At 61.3% G+C, this 18243-nt stretch carries 18 protein-coding genes; 10 read left to right on the top strand and 8 right to left on the bottom strand.

Annotated features, from left to right (window positions below):
* Positions 1–123: 123 nt before the first annotated feature.
* Positions 124–1020: a LysR family transcriptional regulator gene (locus BBG20_RS03165; protein WP_065900161.1), complete on the bottom strand. Its 897-nt coding sequence runs from the start codon at positions 1018–1020 to the stop codon at positions 124–126.
* A gap of 154 nt (positions 1021–1174) precedes the next feature.
* Here BBG20_RS03165 and amaB point away from each other — a divergent pair, with 154 nt between their 5' ends.
* The 9 genes from amaB to BBG20_RS03210 all read left to right on the top strand — a co-directional run bounded on the left by amaB (position 1175) and on the right by BBG20_RS03210 (position 12288).
* Positions 1175–2665, top strand: coding sequence for an L-piperidine-6-carboxylate dehydrogenase (gene amaB / locus BBG20_RS03170; RefSeq protein WP_065900163.1), 1491 nt, complete (start codon positions 1175–1177; stop codon positions 2663–2665).
* Between the two features lie 181 nt (positions 2666–2846).
* A complete protein-coding gene (amaA, locus tag BBG20_RS03175) occupies positions 2847–4130 on the top strand; it encodes an L-pipecolate oxidase (protein WP_065900165.1) in 1284 nt (427 codons plus the stop codon).
* 374 nt (positions 4131–4504) lie between these two features.
* Positions 4505–5641: a branched-chain amino acid ABC transporter substrate-binding protein gene (locus BBG20_RS03180; protein WP_065900167.1), complete on the top strand. Its 1137-nt coding sequence runs from the start codon at positions 4505–4507 to the stop codon at positions 5639–5641.
* Positions 5642–5849: 208 nt separating this feature from the next.
* Complete coding sequence (locus tag BBG20_RS03185; protein WP_003236186.1) at positions 5850–6764, top strand: ABC transporter permease subunit; 915 nt, start codon at positions 5850–5852, stop codon at positions 6762–6764.
* Between the two features lie 2 nt (positions 6765–6766).
* A complete protein-coding gene (gene livM, locus BBG20_RS03190) occupies positions 6767–8044 on the top strand; it encodes a high-affinity branched-chain amino acid ABC transporter permease LivM (RefSeq protein WP_065900168.1) in 1278 nt (425 codons plus the stop codon).
* Positions 8041–8916: an ABC transporter ATP-binding protein gene (locus BBG20_RS03195; RefSeq protein ID WP_065900169.1), complete on the top strand. Its 876-nt coding sequence runs from the start codon at positions 8041–8043 to the stop codon at positions 8914–8916. The genes livM and BBG20_RS03195 overlap by 4 nt, the downstream gene beginning before the upstream one ends.
* Entirely contained in the window at positions 8913–9629 is a 717-nt protein-coding gene (locus BBG20_RS03200) for an ABC transporter ATP-binding protein (RefSeq protein WP_065900171.1), read from the top strand. The genes BBG20_RS03195 and BBG20_RS03200 overlap by 4 nt, the downstream gene beginning before the upstream one ends.
* An 824-nt stretch (positions 9630–10453) precedes the next feature.
* On the top strand, positions 10454–11218 hold the full coding sequence (locus BBG20_RS03205; RefSeq protein WP_065900173.1) for an SDR family oxidoreductase: 765 nt from the start codon (positions 10454–10456) through the stop codon (positions 11216–11218).
* 164 nt (positions 11219–11382) lie between these two features.
* Complete coding sequence (locus tag BBG20_RS03210) at positions 11383–12288, top strand: cation diffusion facilitator family transporter (protein ID WP_065900175.1); 906 nt, start codon at positions 11383–11385, stop codon at positions 12286–12288.
* A 120-nt stretch (positions 12289–12408) separates the two neighbouring features.
* On the opposite strand, the gene BBG20_RS03215 is transcribed toward BBG20_RS03210, so the two are convergent.
* The 5 genes from BBG20_RS03215 to ureE all read right to left on the bottom strand — a co-directional run bounded on the left by BBG20_RS03215 (position 12409) and on the right by ureE (position 16098).
* Complete coding sequence (locus BBG20_RS03215) at positions 12409–13518, bottom strand: AGE family epimerase/isomerase (protein ID WP_065900177.1); 1110 nt, start codon at positions 13516–13518, stop codon at positions 12409–12411.
* Between the two features lie 175 nt (positions 13519–13693).
* Positions 13694–14266: a HupE/UreJ family protein gene (locus BBG20_RS03220; RefSeq protein WP_065900179.1), complete on the bottom strand. Its 573-nt coding sequence runs from the start codon at positions 14264–14266 to the stop codon at positions 13694–13696.
* A gap of 22 nt (positions 14267–14288) precedes the next feature.
* Positions 14289–14903: an urease accessory protein UreG gene (ureG, locus tag BBG20_RS03225; RefSeq protein WP_065900180.1), complete on the bottom strand. Its 615-nt coding sequence runs from the start codon at positions 14901–14903 to the stop codon at positions 14289–14291.
* Between the two features lie 23 nt (positions 14904–14926).
* Complete coding sequence (locus BBG20_RS03230) at positions 14927–15601, bottom strand: urease accessory protein UreF (protein ID WP_065900181.1); 675 nt, start codon at positions 15599–15601, stop codon at positions 14927–14929.
* Positions 15598–16098, bottom strand: coding sequence for an urease accessory protein UreE (gene ureE, locus BBG20_RS03235; RefSeq protein ID WP_065900182.1), 501 nt, complete (start codon positions 16096–16098; stop codon positions 15598–15600). Before ureE ends, BBG20_RS03230 begins: the two co-directional genes overlap by 4 nt.
* A 276-nt stretch (positions 16099–16374) precedes the next feature.
* Between ureE and BBG20_RS03240 the strand changes: the two genes are divergently transcribed.
* Complete coding sequence (locus BBG20_RS03240) at positions 16375–16872, top strand: C40 family peptidase (RefSeq protein ID WP_065900184.1); 498 nt, start codon at positions 16375–16377, stop codon at positions 16870–16872.
* Positions 16873–16877: 5 nt separating this feature from the next.
* Here BBG20_RS03240 and BBG20_RS03245 read toward each other — a convergent pair whose 3' ends face one another.
* Positions 16878–17510 carry a TetR family transcriptional regulator gene (locus tag BBG20_RS03245; RefSeq protein WP_065900186.1) on the bottom strand — a complete coding sequence of 211 codons (633 nt, stop codon included), beginning with the start codon at positions 17508–17510 and terminating at the stop codon, positions 16878–16880.
* Between the two features lie 153 nt (positions 17511–17663).
* On the bottom strand, positions 17664–18035 hold the full coding sequence (locus BBG20_RS03250) for a hypothetical protein (RefSeq protein WP_065900187.1): 372 nt from the start codon (positions 18033–18035) through the stop codon (positions 17664–17666).
* Between the last annotated feature and the right edge of the window lie 208 nt (positions 18036–18243).

An 18243-nucleotide genomic window follows, 5' to 3' on the forward strand; every position in this document is an offset into this window, starting at 1 on the left:
TCATCTTGGGATCTTTGTTGTGGCCACTGGCGCCTTCGCGAGCAAGCCCGCTCCCACATTTGGAATGCATTTTAAATGTGGGAGCGGGCTTGCTCGCGAAGGCGGCATGTCAGGCGACGGGGCTCAAACAGGTTCAACTTGCTCCATCATCCACTTCACAAACTCGCGCACCTTGGGCACCTCCGCCGAGTGCTCCGGATAGGCCAGGTAATACGCATCCTGGCTCGGCATCGCATGCGGCCAGGGGATCACCAGCTTGCCCTCGGCCAACTCCTCCTCCACCAGAAAACGCGGCAGCAACGCCACGCCACAGCCCACTTGCGCGGCGCGGATGCACATATAAAACGTGTCGAAACGCGGCCCGTGGTAGCTGTGCTCGGTGTGGAAACCTTGGCTCGCGAACCAGTCGTGCCAGCCCTGGGGCCGCGAGGCGTTCTGCAGCAACACCAGCTCGCTGAGTTGGGTCGGGTCGGTGAACGGCTGCGCGGGCAGGCTCTCCGGCGCGCACACCGGTACCAGTTCTTCGCTGAACAGCTTCAGGCTCTCGGTGCCGGGGCGTGAGCCCTGGCCGAAGTAGAAGGCCATGTCGGCCTTGCCTTGCAGCAACTCGTCCGGCTCCTGCTCGTTGCACAGGTCCAGGTGGATCTGCGGGTGACGCAGGCGCCAGCCCTTGAGGCGCGGCACCAGCCAGCGGGCGCCGAACGTGTATGGCGTGGACACGCGCAGCACTTCGGTCTCGCCGCCGTAGGAGCGCAGGTAGTGCGTGGACATCTCCACCTGCGTGAGGATCTTGCGCACTTCCACCAGGTACAGGTCGCCTGCCGGGGTCATCTGCAAGCGGCGGCGCACGCGGCGAAACAGCAGGTGCTGCAGCAGTTCTTCGAGCTGCGCCACTTGTTTGCTCACCGCGCTTTGCGTGAGGTTCAGTTCCTCGGCGGCGCGGGTGAAGCTCAGGTGACGGGTGGCGGCTTCGAAACACTGCAGGGCAGTGATCGAGGGCAAATGTCTTTTGTTCAGCACGGCACGCCTCTTTTTATTCTTTGCATGAATAAACGGAATGATATCTCGCCTAATCGTCGTTTGTTGGCAAGTCTTGGGCCAGCTACAAATAAGCCCAGGATCGCCGTGTGGGCCGCGGCGCAATTTTTCTGTCTGCAGATTGAAGGAGTGACCCATGGTTGCTGCATTGCTTGATCGTCTCGGGGTAAACCCGGCGCTGTACCAGGCGGGTAAACAACCCGTGCATTCGCCGATTGATGGCAGCCGTATCGGCAGTGTGCACTGGGAGGGCGCCGCCGAGGTGGAGCAGCAGGTCAGTCGCGCCGAGCATGCATTCGAGGCCTGGCGCAAGGTGCCGGCACCGCGTCGTGGTGAGCTGGTGCGCCAGTTCGGTGACGTGCTGCGCGAATACAAGGCCGACCTTGGCGAACTCGTCTCGTGGGAAGCCGGCAAGATCACCCAGGAAGGCCTGGGCGAAGTGCAGGAAATGATCGACATCTGCGACTTCGCCGTCGGCCTGTCCCGCCAGCTGTATGGCTTGACCATCGCCTCCGAGCGCCCCGGCCATCACATGCGTGAGACCTGGCACCCGCTGGGCGTGGTCGGTGTGATCAGCGCCTTCAACTTCCCGGTGGCGGTGTGGGCGTGGAACACCACCCTGGCGCTGGTGTGCGGCAACGCGGTGATCTGGAAACCTTCGGAAAAGACCCCGCTCACTGCCCTGGCCTGCCAGGCGCTGTTCGAGCGCGTGCTGAAAAAATTTACTGACGCCCCGCAATACCTCAGCCAAGTCATCATCGGCGGCCGCGATGCGGGCGCCGCGCTGGTGGACGACCCGCGCGTGGCCCTGATCAGCGCCACCGGCAGCACGCGCATGGGCCGTGAAGTCGCCCCGAAAGTCGCCGCGCGTTTCGCGCGCAGCATCCTCGAACTGGGCGGCAACAACGCGATGATCCTCGGCCCGAGCGCCGACCTGGACATGGCCGTACGCGCCATCCTGTTCAGTGCGGTGGGCACCGCCGGCCAGCGTTGCACCACACTGCGCCGCCTGATCGCGCACGAGTCGGTCAAGGCAGAAATCGTCACCCGTCTCAAGGCCGCCTATTCCAAGGTGCGCATCGGCCACCCGCTGGAAGGCAACCTGATCGGCCCGCTGATCGACAAGCACGGCTTCGACAACATGCAGGATGCCCTGGAGCAAGCCCTGAGCGAAGGCGGCAAGGTATTCGGCGGCAAGCGCCAACTGGAAGACACCTTCCCCAACGCCTACTACGTGTCGCCGGCGATTGTGGAAATGCCCGAGCAAAGCGACGTGGTGTGCACCGAAACCTTCGCGCCGATTCTGTACGTGATCGGCTACACCGACTTCGCCGAAGCCCTGCGCCTGAACAACGCCGTGCCGCAAGGCTTGTCGTCGTGCATCTTCACCACCGACGTGCGTGAAGCCGAGCAGTTCATGTCGGCGGTGGGCAGCGACTGCGGGATCGCGAACGTCAACATCGGCCCGAGTGGTGCGGAAATCGGCGGTGCGTTTGGCGGTGAGAAAGAGACCGGCGGCGGCCGTGAGTCGGGTTCGGATGCGTGGCGCGGGTATATGCGTCGCCAGACCAATACCGTGAACTACTCGCTGGAATTGCCGCTGGCCCAAGGCATTACTTTCGACTAAATACCTGTCGGAACGCGGAAAAAATGTGGGAGCGGGCTTGCTCGCGAATGCGGTGGATCAGCTGTANGTATATCTGTTGACTGATCCACCGCTTTCGCGAGCAAGCCCGCTCCCACAGTTGATTGGATTACCAAGTCGAAACTGAATTTAGATGTTTGTTAGGTCTCATCGGAGTCTGGCAATGGCATTGCGCGAAACATGTTTGTGGGAACACCTCACCCCCGGCCGGCCGGAGCGTGCGGCGCTGACGGGCGAGGTCAAGGTGGATGTGTGTGTGATCGGCGCCGGGATCACCGGTTTGTCGGCCGCCATTCACTTGCTGGAACAAGGCAAAAGCGTCGCCGTACTCGAGGCCCATCGCACCGGCCACGGCGGGTCGGGGCGCAACGTCGGGCTGGTGAATGCCGGCATGTGGATTCCACCGGACGAGATCGAAGCCGGTTTCGGCGAGGCGGTGGGCAGCCAGCTCAACCGCATGTTGGGCGCCGCGCCGTCGCTGGTGTTCAGCCTGATCGACAAATACAACATCGATTGCCAATTGCGCCGCGAGGGCACCTTGCACATGGCGCACAACGCCCGGGGCGAGGCGGATCTGCGCAGTCGCGAAGAGCAGTGGAAGCGCCGTGGGGCGCCGGTCGAATTACTCACCGGCCAGGCCTGCGAGCAAGCCACCGGCACCCAGAAGATCGCCGCCGCCCTGCTGGATAGACGCGCCGGCACCCTCAACCCGATGGCCTACACCAGTGGCCTGGCCACTGCGGCGGCAGGGTTGGGTGGACAACTGTTCGACCATTCCCCCGTCACCCAACTTGAGCGCCAAGGCGCGCATTGGTCGGTGCAGACCGCCAACGGTGCGGTGCAGGCTGCACAGGTGGTGATCGCATCCAACGCCTACACCGAAGGCGAATGGACCGAACTGCGCCGCAACTTTTTCCCCGGCTATTACTACCAGGTGGCCTCGGCGCCCCTCACCGACGACGCCGCCACGCAAATCCTGCCCGGCGGCCAGGGTTCCTGGGACACGCGCCAGGTATTGAGCAGCATCCGCCGCGATGCCGATGGCCGCCTGTTGCTCGGCAGCCTGGGCAACGGGAACCAGAAACCGGCCTGGTTCCTCAAGGCGTGGGCCGATCGGGTGCAGCAGCATTACTTCCCGTACCTCAAATCGGTGCAGTGGGAGTACACCTGGACCGGCTGCATCGCCTTCACCCCGGATCACCTGATGCGTCTGTTCGAACCGGCCCCTGGCCTTGTGGCAGTAACGGGATATAACGGGCGCGGCGTGACCACCGGCAGTGTGGTCGGCAAGGCGTTTGCCGATTACCTGTGTCACCAGAATCCCCAGGCCTTGCCGATTCCGTTCGCGCCCATGCAACCGCTGGCCGGAGTGGGCCTGCGCAGTTGCCTGTATGAAGCCGGATTCTCGCTGTATCACGCCGGACAATGCCTGAGGATCGTGATCTGATCAGCGAAATACTGCTCAGAAGCCTGCATTTTCTTAGCAGGCTACTAATCTGTATTGGTGCAAGTCGTAGCAATCACGCACTGTAAATGTGCAGTTCCGTTACGCACGTTGTTACAGGTGCAGGAACTGTCGTTTATCCGTCTGGTTGCAGGTGCGACCTGCCAAGGTTGTACTTTTTCGATCCACCGGTTGCACCTCTTGACGCTAGAGGGTTGCACGTCCTGGCAAAAGGAGTCGAAACGCCAGCAATCCCAATGACACCGTGTCTTTTTGAAGAATAAAAACGTAATGGCACGCGCCTTGCTCTGGGCTTTCAGTGAAAGGTTTGAATGCAAGTTGTCGTGCCAAAAATCAAAAATATCGGAGCACCACTCATGTCCCAGACGTTTTACAAGAAAGGTTTTCTGGCCCTCGCCGTTGCAGCGGCGCTGGGTGTTTCTACGTTTGTTCAAGCTGATGTGAAGATTGGCGTGGCGGGGCCGATGACGGGCGCCAACGCCGCTTTCGGTGAGCAGTACATGAAGGGTGCCCAGGCGGCAGCCGATGTGGTCAACAAGGCCGGTGGCATCAACGGCGAGAAAATCGTGCTGGTCGCCGGCGACGACGCCTGCGAACCCAAGCAAGCCGTAGCCGTGGCCAACCGCCTGGCAGACCAGGACAAAGTCATCGGCGTGGTCGGGCACTTCTGCTCGTCCAACACCATCCCGGCGTCCGAGGTGTATGACGAGGCGGGCATCATCGCGATCACCCCAGGCTCCACCAACCCACAAGTGACCGAACGCGGCCTGGGCGCCATGTTCCGTATGTGCGGGCGTGACGACCAGCAAGGCATCGTTGCCGGCGACTACATCGTCGACGTGCTCAAGGGCAAGAAAGTCGCGGTCATCAACGACAAGGACACCTACGGCAAAGGCCTGGCCGACGCCACTGCAGCGCAGTTGACCAAGCGCGGCGTCAAGCCGGTGCTGGAAGAAGGCCTGACCCGTGGCGAGAAAGACTTCAGCGCCCTGGTCACCAAGATCCGTTCCACCGGTGCTGACGTCGTGTACTTCGGCGGCCTGCACCCGGAAGCCGGCCCTCTGGTTCGCCAGATCCGTGAAGCCGGCCTCAAGGACGTGAAGTTCATGTCCGATGATGGCGTGGTCACCGACGAACTGGTTGCGACCGCTGGTGGCAAGCAGTACGTGGATGGCGTCTACATGACCTTCGGCGCCGACCCGCGCCTGCTGCCGGACAGCAAGGCCGTGGTGGAAGAGTTCCGCAAAAACGGCACCGAGCCAGAAGGCTACACCCTGTACGCCTACGCCTCGATCCAGGCCCTGGCCGCTGGCTTCAATGGTGCCAAGTCCAACAAGGGCGAAGACGCCGCCAAGTGGCTCAAGGCACACCCGGTGAAAACCGTGATGGGTGAAAAAGCCTGGGACGCGAAGGGTGACCTGAAAGTCTCCGACTACGTGGTTTACCAGTGGGACAAAGACGGTAAATACCATCAGCTGGAAAAACAGAAGTAAGGCTGGGCACCACAGATCCACTGTGGGAGCGGGCTTGCTCGCGAAAGCGATCTGTCAGCAGTCGATGTGTTGACTGACCCGCCGCCTTCGCGAGCAAGCCCGCTCCCACAGGGAATGGTGCTGTGATGGATATCTGTTTTTTCCTCCAAGAAGAGCCGCACACCGGCAACTGGCGGGTGTGCAGTCTCTCACCGCGTGAGATTGCGTTATGGATGGTATTTTCCTGCAGCAACTGGTCAACGGCCTGACCCTCGGGTCGGTCTATGGCCTGATCGCCATCGGCTACACAATGGTCTATGGCATCATTGGCATGATCAACTTCGCCCATGGCGAGGTTTATATGATTTCCGCTTACCTCGCGGCGATCAGTCTGGCACTGCTGGCTTACTTCGGCATCGAATCCTTCCCGCTGCTCATTCTCGGCACCTTGATCTTCACCGTGGTCGTCACCGGCGTGTACGGTTGGGTCATCGAGCGTGTCGCCTACAAACCGCTGCGCAACTCCACCCGACTGGCTCCGCTGATCAGCGCCATCGGGATCTCCCTGATCCTGCAGAATTACGCGCAGATCGCCCAGGGCGCCAAGCAACAAGGTATTCCCACCCTGCTGGCCGGGGCCTGGCGTGTCGACATCGGCAGCGGGTTCGTCCAGCTCACGTACACCAAGGTCTTCATCCTCGTGGCGGCGTTTGCCGGCATGGCGCTGCTCACCTACATCATCAAGTACACCAAGCTCGGCCGCATGTGCCGCGCCACCCAGCAAGACCGCAAGATGGCCTCGATCCTGGGCATCAACACCGACCGCGTGATCTCCTACGTGTTTGTCATCGGTGCCGCCATGGCGGCCCTGGCCGGTGTGCTGATCACCCTCAACTACGGCACGTTCGACTTCTATGCCGGCTTCATCATCGGCATCAAGGCGTTTACCGCAGCGGTACTCGGCGGCATCGGCTCCCTGCCTGGGGCGATGCTGGGCGGGATCATCCTGGGTATTTCCGAGTCGCTGTTCTCGGGGTTGATCAACTCTGACTACAAAGACGTGTTCAGTTTCTCCCTGCTGGTGGTGATTCTGATTTTCCGTCCCCAGGGCCTGCTTGGTCGCCCACTCGTGGCGAAGGTGTAAACATGTCTGCTGCCAAACCCATCGATATCAAGAAAAGTGTGGTCGATACGGTCCTTGCCGGGCTGATTTCGTTGATCGTGTTCGGTCCGATCGTCGGCGTGGTCCTCGACGGCTACAGCTTCAACCTGGAACCGGCCCGCGTGGCCCTGCTGGTCGCCATCGTGATGGTCGGCCGCTTTGCCATGAGCCTGTTCCTGCAGACCCCCAAGGGCCTGAAGATCCTGCAGGGCTTCGAAAGCAGTGGCTCCGGCGTGCACGTGCTGCCACCGGACTACAAGTCGCGGCTGCGCTGGATCATCCCGGTGCTGATCGTGATCGCCATCGTGTTCCCGATCTTCGCCAACAAGTACCTGTTGACCGTGGTGATCCTCGGCCTGATCTACGTGTTGCTCGGCCTGGGCCTGAACATCGTGGTCGGCCTGGCCGGCCTGCTCGACCTCGGTTACGTGGCGTTCTACGCCATCGGCGCGTACGGCCTGGCGCTGGGTTATCAATACCTCGGCCTGGGTTTCTGGACGGTGCTGCCGCTGGCGGCCATCTGTGCGGCGCTGGCGGGGTGCATACTCGGGTTCCCGGTGTTGCGAATGCACGGCGATTATCTCGCCATCGTGACCCTGGGCTTCGGTGAAATCATCCGCCTGGTGCTCAACAACTGGTTGTCGTTCACCGGTGGCCCGAACGGTATGCCGGTGCCGTCGCCGACCTTCCTGGGCCTGGAGTTCGGGCGCAAGGCGAAGGACGGTGGGATTCCATTCCACGAATTCTTCGGCATCGACTACAACCCCAATATCAAATTCCTGTTCATCTACATCGTGCTGTTCCTAGTGGTGCTGGCCGTGCTGTACATCAAGCATCGCCTGACTCGCATGCCGGTCGGCCGCGCCTGGGAAGCCTTGCGCGAAGATGAGATCGCCTGCCGCTCCATGGGCCTGAACCACGTGCTGGTCAAGCTCTCGGCGTTCACCATCGGCGCTTCCACCGCCGGTCTGGCCGGGGTGTTCTTTGCCAGTTACCAGGGCTTCGTCAACCCGTCCTCGTTCACCTTCTTCGAGTCGGCGCTGATCCTCGCCATCGTGGTGTTGGGCGGCATGGGCTCGACGGTCGGCGTGGTGATTGCGGCGTTCGTCTTGACCGTCGCGCCTGAACTGCTGCGCAGCTTCAGCGAATACCGCGTGCTGCTGTTTGGCGTGCTGATGGTGGTGATGATGATCTGGCGACCGCGCGGCCTGATCCGGATCAGCCGCACGGGTGTGACGCCACGCAAGGGGGTAGCGCCATGAGCAAGGAAGTCGTCCTCTCCGTGGAACACCTGATGATGCACTTCGGTGGCATCAAGGCCTTGAGCGACGTGAGCCTCAAGGTCGAACGCAACTCGATCTTCGCCCTGATCGGCCCTAACGGCGCGGGCAAGACCACCGTGTTCAACTGCCTCACCGGCTTCTACAAAGCCAGCGGCGGCAAGATCGAACTGAACATTCGCGGCAAGCAGACCAACGTGATCCAGTTGCTGGGTGAGCGTTTCAAGGCGGTCGACTTCGTGTCGCCGAAAAGCTTCTTCAGCCGGGTGTTCTACAAGATGTTCGGCGGCACCCACCTGGTCAACCGTGCCGGCCTGGCCCGTACCTTCCAGAACATTCGCCTGTTCAAGGAAATGTCGGTGCTGGAAAACCTGCTGGTCGCCCAGCACATGTGGGTCAACCGCAACATGCTTGCGGGCATCCTCAACACCAAGGGCTATCGCAAGGCCGAGAGCGATGCGCTCGACCATGCCTTCTACTGGCTCGAGGTGGTCGACCTGGTGGACTGCGCCAACCGCCTGGCTGGCGAGCTTTCCTACGGCCAGCAGCGCCGCCTGGAAATCGCCCGGGCCATGTGCACCCGGCCGCAGATCATCTGCCTGGACGAACCGGCAGCGGGCCTCAACCCGCAGGAAACCGAAGCCCTCAGCGCGATGATTCGCCTGCTGCGCGACGAACACGACCTCACGGTGGTGCTGATCGAACACGACATGGGCATGGTGATGAGTATTTCCGACCACATCGTGGTGCTGGACCACGGCAACGTGATTGCCGAGGGTGGGCCGGACGCGATCCGCAACGACCCGAAAGTGATTGCCGCCTACCTGGGCGCAGACGAAGAGGAACTGGTATGAGTACACCTATCCTCGAAATGAAGGACCTGGACGTGTTCTACGGCCCGATCCAGGCCCTGAAAAAAGTCTCGCTGCACATCAATGAAGGCGAAACCGTCAGCCTGATCGGCTCCAACGGCGCGGGTAAATCCACGCTGCTGATGTCGATCTTCGGCCAGCCTCGGGCCGAGTCGGGGCAGATCATCTACAACGGCGTCGACATTACCCACAAGTCGTCCCACTACATCGCTTCCAACGGCATTGCGCAGTCGCCGGAAGGGCGACGGGTGTTCCCCGACATGACCGTCGAGGAAAACCTGCTGATGGGCACCATCCCGATTGGCGACAAGTTTGCCACGGAGGACATGCAGCGCATGTTCGAGCTGTTCCCACGGCTCAAGGAGCGGCGCAACCAGCGCGCGATGACCATGTCCGGTGGTGAGCAGCAAATGCTCGCCATCGCCCGCGCGCTGATGAGCCGGCCCAAGCTGTTGCTGCTGGATGAACCGAGCCTGGGCCTGGCGCCGATCGTGGTGAAGCAGATCTTCGCCACGCTGCGCGAGCTGGCTTCCACCGGGATGACCATCTTCCTGGTGGAGCAGAACGCCAACCATGCGTTGCGCCTGTCGGACCGTGCATATGTGATGGTCAACGGCGAGATTCGCCTGACCGGCACCGGTAAGGAATTGCTGGTGAATGAAGAGGTGCGCAACGCCTACCTGGGTGGGCACTGATCTAAAAGCTTGATGCAATAACCCATGTGGGAACCGGCTTTATGTGGGAGCTGGCTTGCCTGCGATGCGAACACCTCGGTCTGTCAGGCAAACCGAGGTGAAGCTATCGCGGGCAAGCCCGGCTCCCACATAAAGCCGGTTCCCACATTTGTTTTTGGGGTGTCCACAGGCTCCCCGCCAAATTGTGGAAAACAAATCTGGCCTCCTCTGAAAGCGCGACATATAGCCGCCGCAAATCCCTGTTTTGTCACAGTTTTGACTTGTCCCCATCCGCTGTGGAACCGGCTGTGGGTAACGTGGGTGTAGTTCGCTGCAGGCCTTTATTTACGTGGCTTGCAGCATGGCGGTTGTTTTTTTGACCAGCGGCTTTTTGCGGACTGGACGAGGCCTTTGTCAACCTGTTTAAAGACACAGGTATATGACCGAAATATGTCCCTCCGGCCTGTGGATAAGTCTGTGACTAAACTCTGGAAAGACTGCCGCAGAGGCCGGAATGACTGGCCTGGAGCCATCGCCTGGATTTTCTGCGGGGTCATGGGCCTACATACGCCCCGGCCAAGGTCAAGCAAAAAACTTTCTAAAACCGCCTGCAGGCCTTGTACACAGCGGCTTCGGGTGTTTTGCACTTGCCCCCAAAGACTGTGGGCGCAGTTGTGGATAACCTGCGCGCATATGGCTGCAGGCCACGGTTTATATGGCGTTGCTCGTAATGGTCAAAAAATGATCAGCTGTACATGAAGGTGAGTGCATAGCGGTTGCCGCCACCGCGGCGTACGGGCATTCTGCTGGCAACTTTTTTCCCCGATCACCGCAAGGAGAACACCATGTCCAACACGCTGTTTATTACTGGCGCAACTTCAGGTTTTGGCGAGGCCTGTGCCCGTCGTTTTGCCGAAGCCGGCTGGAAACTGGTGCTCACCGGTCGTCGTGCCGACCGCTTGAATGCGTTGGTCGAAGAGCTTTCCAAGCAGACCGAAGTGCATGGCCTGGTGGTGGACGTCCGTGACCGCAAGGGCATGGAAGACGCGATCGCCAATCTGCCAGCGTCGTTCGCCACCTTGCGTGGACTGATCAACAACGCCGGCCTGGCCGTGGGCACCGATCCTGCACCCAAGTGCAGCCTCGACGATTGGGAAACCATGGTCGACACCAACATCAAGGGCCTGCTGACCACCACCAGCCTGCTGCTGCCGCGCCTGATCGCCCATGGCCGTGGCGCCGGGATCATCAACCTGGGCTCCATCGCCGGCAGCTACCCGTACCCGGGCAGCCACGTGTATGGCGGCTCCAAGGCGTTCGTGAAGCAGTTCTCGCTGAACCTGCGTTGCGACCTGCAAGGTACCGGCGTGCGTGTGACCAACATCGAGCCAGGCCTGTGCGAAAGCGAGTTCTCGCTGGTGCGCTTCGGCGGCGACCAGGCGCGCTATGACGCCACCTACGCCGGTGCCGAGCCGATCCAGCCGCAGGACATTGCCGACACCATCTTCTGGGTGCTGAACACGCCTGCACACGTCAACATCAACCGCCTGGAGTTGATGCCGGTGAGCCAGACCTGGGCTGGGTTTGCTATCGAGCGAGGCGCCAAGTAAGGCATTGATTCGAGTCGCCGGCAAACCGGTTCCTGCAGGTGGTCATCTGTAGGAGCCGGCTTGCCGGCGATGGCGGCAAATCGGCCAAAACACGACATAAGGTACACTCCACCCCTGAAAACCCCTCCGCAGTGTGCGGTTTATAGGTTTTGACAGGAGGAAATGTGAGTAACCGAGGTGAGCAGGCACTGCTCAAACAATCGACTATCCTGATGTTCGCCGTGGCGATCGCCGGGATTGTCACGGGTGTGGTATCTGGCGCCCAATCCATTCTATTCGACGGCTTTTTCTCGCTGATCGCCACCGCCATCAAGGTGTTGATGCTGATCACGGCCAAGCTGATCGCCAAGAAAAGCAACGAACGTTTCCAGTTCGGCTATTGGCACCTGGAACCCATGGTGCTGCTGATCGAAGGCAGTTTCCTCTTGCTGATCGCCATCTACGCGTTTCTCAACGGTGTGTTCGGCATCATCAATGGCGGGCGCGAGATCGAGTTGGGCCTGGTGATCATTTACGCAGCGGTGTTTACCGTTGTCGAGTTCGCTTATTTCTTCTACGTGCGATACCGCAACCGTACGCTCAAATCGTCACTGATCCAGTTCGACAACATCAGTTGGCTGGTGGACGCGATGCTGTCGGTGGGTTTGCTGATCAGCTTCCTGGCTGCGCTGCTGCTCAAGTCCCAGGGCTATGGCGAATGGGCGGTGTATGTCGACCCGTTGATCCTGATCCTGCTGGCCCTGAGCATGCTGGCGCCGGCGCTGAAGATTTTGCGCCCGGCATTGCGCGAGGTGCTGGGCATTGCGCCGGATCATCTGGACGACAAAGTGCGTGAAGTGATGGACGCGGCCCAGGCCCGGCATGGTTTCGACGATTACGTGTCCTACGTGCAAAAGCACGGACGCGCACGGTTTATCGAGATTCATGTGGTATTGCCGGCGGATTACCCGGTGGACAACGTCGCCACGCTGGATGCGCTGCGTGAAGAGATATCCACAGGGCTGGGCAAGCCGGATGCGGCGCGTTGGCTGACGATCAGTTTTACCGGGGATCGCAAGTGGATTGCGTGATAGTCAGGTAGACCGAGGTGAGGCTTTCGCGAGCAAGCCCGCTCCCACAATTAACCGCGTCCTGCCTTTGGAATGCGATCAAATGTGGGAGCGGGCTTGCTCGCGAAAGGGCCCATGAGGTCAGCCCAAATGCTGGACCAACCCCTCATAGCAGGTCGCCAAATGATAAGGCGTGGTAGACGGCATATCCCGCCGACTGACCTCGCCATGGGCATCCAGGCATTCATTCCAGCCTTTGGCATGCAGGAATCTTTGCTGCAGCGCCTGCAATTGACGCTGCAGCACGGCTTCACTGTCCGGCCGCAAGGTCAGTGCCCGCAGGTATTCGGCCTGTGCCCAGATACGCTGGGTGCCATCACGCACGCTACCGTCCAGGGCCAGCATGCCGCTGACCGCGCCACTGCTGTTATCCACACCCTGCTGTTCGGCGTAGGCAAATGCGCGCGTCAACGACGCATGCAGCGGCGTGCCGCGCAGCACTGGCGATGACTCCAGCAAAAAGAACCATTCGAACTGGTGGCCGGGCTCAAACCAGTTATCCACAGCGCCCAGCGGTTTTTCCAGCATCACGCCGTGCTCTGGTGCAATGAAGCGCTTCTGCATCGCGTTGGCCAAGTCCAGCAGGGCGTCTTGCGTGATCGGGTCTTCACGCACGGCCAGCGTGGCGAGGAAACCTTCGGCGAGGTGCATAAGCGGGTTTTGCAGTGGGCCGGACTTGAGGGATGACCAGTTGCGCTCCAGCACGGCTTCGTAGAGGCCGTCGCCGCTGGCGAACCGACTGGCGACCACTTCCAGGGCTGCGTCGAGCACCGACTCCACCAGTGGCTCACGCACCTTGGCCCAGTAGTGCGCACAGGCAAAGATGATGAACGCGTGGGTGTAGAGGTCTTTGCGTTTGTCCAACGGCTGGCCGGCGGGGTCGATGCTGTAGAACCAGCCGCCGTGCTCGGCGTCGTGGAAATGCCGTTGCAGGGAACGGAACAGCGCCGCTGCGCGCTCTTCGGCGAAGGCCGCGCCGGGCTCGCCGATCAGGCTGGCAAACAGGTACAACTGCCGGGCGCAGGCCATGGCGCGGTAGCGTTGCGGGGGCAAGGGGCGGTGATCGGCGTCCAGCGCCTCATAGGGCAATGCCAACTCGGCGTTCCAGCCCGGGCCTTGCCAGAGCGGCACGATCAGGCTGTGGAAGTGCGTGAGCACGGTGTTCAAGGAGGGGTGGGAAGCGCTGGGCATTGGCTGGCGTCGTCACGGCAGGGGTGTTTGCCGCGCATGGTAGCAGGCTTGGGATCTATGGTGTTTGCGCTGGCGCTATCGCGGGCAAGCCCGCTCCCACATTTGGGTGTGTGAAACCGGTCAAATGTGGGCGGCTGGCTTGCCTGCGATGTGGCCCTTATCGACGCGACAACACTCAGCCCGCCAACAACCACACCCCAGTCGCCGCCGAAGCCGCGCCGGCAATCCGCACCAACGGCGCCGCCGCTGCCGGCAGGAAGCGCACTACCGCATACCCGGCCGCGTGCAACACCGCCGTTGCGCCGACAAAGCCTGCGGCATAGGCCCAAGGGCTGGACATGTCCGGCAACTCCAGGCCGTGGGCCACGCCGTGGAACAGCGCAAACAACGCCGTGGCAGCCACGGCCACGAACAGCGGCGGACGCACCGCCAGCGCCACTGCCAGGCCCAGGGCCAGCACCGAAGCGGCAATCCCGCTTTCCAGGGCCGGCAGTTCCAGCCCTTCGAAGCCCAGCACGCCGCCGATCAGCATGGTGCCGACAAAGGTGCACGGCAGGGCCCAGCGCGCGGCGCCTTTTTGTTGGGCCGCCCACAGGCCGACCGCAACCATCGCCAGCAAGTGGTCGATGCCGCTGAGGGGATGGCTGATACCGGCCACCAGGCCGTTGTCGCCGTGGCCCGGGTGAGCGAAGGCCAGGGCAGGGGCGAGCAGCAGGGCGGCAGCTGCGAGGAGTTTCTTGAGGCTCATGGACAGGTTCCTTGTGGGTTGATCAGGCGGCGGTCAGCAGGCCCTGGCGTTCGATGAAGGCGACGATGTCGGCCAGGCCGACGCCGGTTTTCTGGTTGCTGAACACAAAGGGTTTACCGTTGCGCATGCGCTGGGTGTCGCTGTTCATCAGCTCCAGCGAGGCGCCGACCATCGGCGCGAGGTCGATCTTGTTGATCACCAGCAGGTCGGATTTGCAAATGCCAGGCCCGCCTTTGCGCGGCAGCTTGTCGCCGGCGGACACATCGATCACGTAGATGGTCAGGTCCGACAGTTCCGGGCTGAAGGTGGCCGAGAGGTTGTCGCCACCGGACTCCACCAGGATCAGGTCCAGGCCGGGGAAGCGGCGGTTGAGCTGGTCCACCGCCTCCAGGTTGATCGAGGCGTCTTCACGGATCGCCGTGTGCGGGCAGCCACCGGTTTCCACGCCGATGATGCGCTCCGGCGCCAGCGCCTGGTTGCGCACCAGGAAGTCGGCGTCTTCGCGGGTGTAGATGTCGTTGGTGACGACGGCCAGGTTGTAGCGGTCGCGCAGCGCGAGGCACAGGGCCAGGGTCAGGGCCGTTTTGCCGGAGCCCACCGGGCCGCCGATACCGACGCGCAGGGGTTGTGTGTTCATGTGCTTCTCCACAGTAAAAGGCCTCAGGAACGGAACAGTCGGCTGTACTGGCGCTCATGGGCCATGCACGCCAGGGACAGGCCGAAGGCGGCGCTGCCGAAATGGTTGGGGGCGATATGGCTGGCGTCCTGCTGGGCCTGTTGCAGCAGCGGCAGCAGTTCGCTGGTCAAGCGCTGCGCGGCCTGCTGGCCCAGCGGCAGGGTTTTCATCAATACGGCCAGTTGGTTTTCCAGCCAGCTCCAGAGCCAGGCGGCGAGGGCATCGTCAGGGCTGATAGTCCAGGCCCGCGCCGCCAGCGCCCAGCCCAGGGCCAGGTGCGGCTCTGACTGGCGGGCGAGGAAATCCTCGGCGGCCTGGTCGAGTTCCGGCAGGCCATTGAGCAGTTGCTGCAAGGAGTAGCCCATCTGCCGGCTCTCCTGATACAGCTCGCGGGTTTCTCGGCTGGCGCGGTGCTCTTCGCACAATTGGGTCAGGCGCGGCCAATCGAGTTCGGCAGCGGCGCGGCAATGGGCGAGCAAGAGGGGCGCTTCAAAGCGTGCGAGGTTGAGCAGCAGTTGGTCGCTGATCCAGCGCCGCGCACTGGCCGCGTTGTTGACGCGACCGTTCTCCACGGCCATTTCCAGGCCCTGGGAATAGCTGTAGCCACCAATCGGCAATTGCGGACTGGCCAGACGCAGCAGCGCCCAGGCTGGGTTCATGGACGCACGCCGAACTGGTGCAACTTGGGCGGGTAGTTGAAATCTTCATCGCCATGCCGCGAATGATGGTGACCACCGCCGTAGGCTCCGTGCTCCGGTTGGAACGGTGCCTCGATGGTCTCGGTGTGGGCGCCCAGTTGCTCCAGCATGGCCTTGAGCACGTAGTCATCGAGCAGGCGCAACCAACCGTCCCCCACTTGCAACGCCACATGCCGGTTGCCCAGGTGATAGGCGGCGCGGGTCAGTTCGAAGGCGCTGCTGCAGGTGACGTGAAGCAGTTGTTCAGGTCGTGCAACGACGCGTACGACGCGTCCGTCTTCGGCCTGCAGGCATTCGCCATCGTGCAGCGGCGGCTGGCCACGCTCCAGGAACAGGCCGACATCTTCACCGTCGGCACTGAAACAGCGCAGGCGGCTTTTGCTGCGTGCTTCGAAATTCAGCAGCAACTCGGCGGCCCAGAGGGCTTGGGGGGCGATTCGGCGGTGGATCACCAGCATCAGGAAGCTTCCGGCAATGAGCGATGAGAGTGCTAGAGCAAGGGGCTTGCCAACCCCGGTGAAGGGTAGGAATTGCTTGTAGGCAGTGTAGTAGTGCTACTAAAGAGGGCGTAGGAAGTTTCTAGCGGTGAACCAAAGTGGTGCGCGCGGCAGTAGGGCGCACCTGTCATGGGCGTTTTAGGACTATTCCTACAAGTGATGCGGATTCGGCGTTCAAAACGTTACGCACTGTTTCTTTAGGCTGTGCGCCGTGTTTATCCCATTGCGACGTTCATCATGTTCAAGTCATTTTTTTGTTTAGTGATTGTCAGTCTGTCTCTCGCCATTTCGTCTGCGTCGGCCAATCTACAACCACGCCCTTTGTTCACGGCGTCCTTTAAAGAAGCGTCCATTGAGGATGTGGTTGACCGTGCCCACCAATTGCTCGGCACGCCTTACAAATGGGGCGGTGCCTCGGCGGAGCAGGGCTTCGATTGCAGCAGCTTCCTGGTGTACCTGTTCAAGACCGAAGCCAATATCCAGATTCCGCGCACTACGCTGGCAATGCATCGATCAACGGCGGCGACCATCAAGCGCCATGCACTCAAGCCTGGCGACGCGGTGTTTTTCAAAGGTAATGGGCGCGGCCAGGTCAGCCATGTGGGGTTGTACATCGGTGACGGCAAGTTCATTCATTCGCCACGCGCCGGCAAAAACGTGCGTATCGATTCGCTGAGCAATTCGTACTGGAACAAGCACTACACCACCGCGAAGCGTTTTCACCCGGCGGGGTAAGGCGCTTATTCGGTGCTGCCCAGGCCCTGCCAATGCTTCAGGCCGATAAAGATAAAGCGCAATTGCTGAGTGATTTTCGCCTGGGGCGTGAGGTGGGCAGGCAGCGCCTGGGCGGGCGGGTCGATGATGTCGGGGAGGGTGGCGAACACACTTTTGACGATGAGGTCGGCCATCACGTGCAGGCCTTCGGCATCCAGGTGTTGCAGCTTGGGCATCAGCGTCAGGTCGGCCGCCAGGTCGCGGGTGATGTCTTCGCGCAAGGCGCCGATGGCCTGGCGCACGGCAAGGCAGCCGCCGTATTGCTCGCGGGCCAGGAACAGGAATTGCGAACGGTTGGCCGAGACCACGTCGAGAAAGATCCGCACGGAGGCATCAATAATGCCGCCCATCACGAATTCGTTGTGGCGCACCAGGCGAATCGTGGCGCGAAAGGTCTGGCCCACTTCACTGACCAATACCAGTCCGAGCTGGTCCATGTCGGCAAAATGACGATAGAAACCGGTCGGCACGATGCCGGCCGTCTTCGCCACTTCACGCAGGCTCAGGCTGCCAAACCCACGGCCACACTCCATCAGATGGCGGGCTGCATCCATCAGGGCGAGGCGGGTCTGTTGCTTCTGTTCGGCGCGGGGCAGCATTGGCGGACGGGCTTTTGTCGACAAGTACAGCGCTGCACTCTAGCAAAACAGCTTCGCTGGCGTCGAACTTGACGGGGCAGGCGGGGTGACAGGTGCTATGAAAAGTCAAAAGCCCGATCGGCTGATCGGGCTTTTTTCAGGGCCACCACGGGGTTAGCTCTGTGCTTGATGCAGTTCTTGCAGACGGTCCGAGCCGCCTTCGGCAACGCCTTCAGTGTAAGCGCGTTTGTTGGCTTGTTCAGAACCACCTTCGACCAGGCCTTTCTGTTCCAGGCGATCACGGCCACCTTCAGCAACACCTTCGGTGTAGGCGCGTTTGTTGGCCTGTTCCGAACCGTTTTCAGCCACGCCGCCTTTGGCGTAGTCACGATTCTCTTCTTCTTGCGAACCGCTGCGAGCCAGGGTCTGGCTGGATTGAACGGCTTGGGCTTTGTTCTGTGGGGTTGCCTGTTCGGCTGCTGGCAGGGCAAAGGCACTGGAAGCGAGGACAGACAGCAGGACGGTAGCGAGTACTTGGCGTTTCATGATGGGTTGCTCCTTGGGAGGGCGATAAAGTGGGTACAGGGCTAATGCTACTCTTGATAAGTCGATATAAAAGTTCATAAACACAATGGTAATAATCAACAGAATTGATTGTTCGCCAGAGCCGCTCTAGAACGGGCCTCTCAAGCACGCGCTTTTGCACCGAGGTGGGTATTTTCGACACGAACATGGGTAACAATGGTGCGCCCGT

This window comes from Pseudomonas aylmerensis (assembly GCF_001702265.1).
Taxonomy (GTDB): Bacteria; Pseudomonadota; Gammaproteobacteria; order Pseudomonadales; family Pseudomonadaceae; genus Aquipseudomonas; species Aquipseudomonas aylmerensis.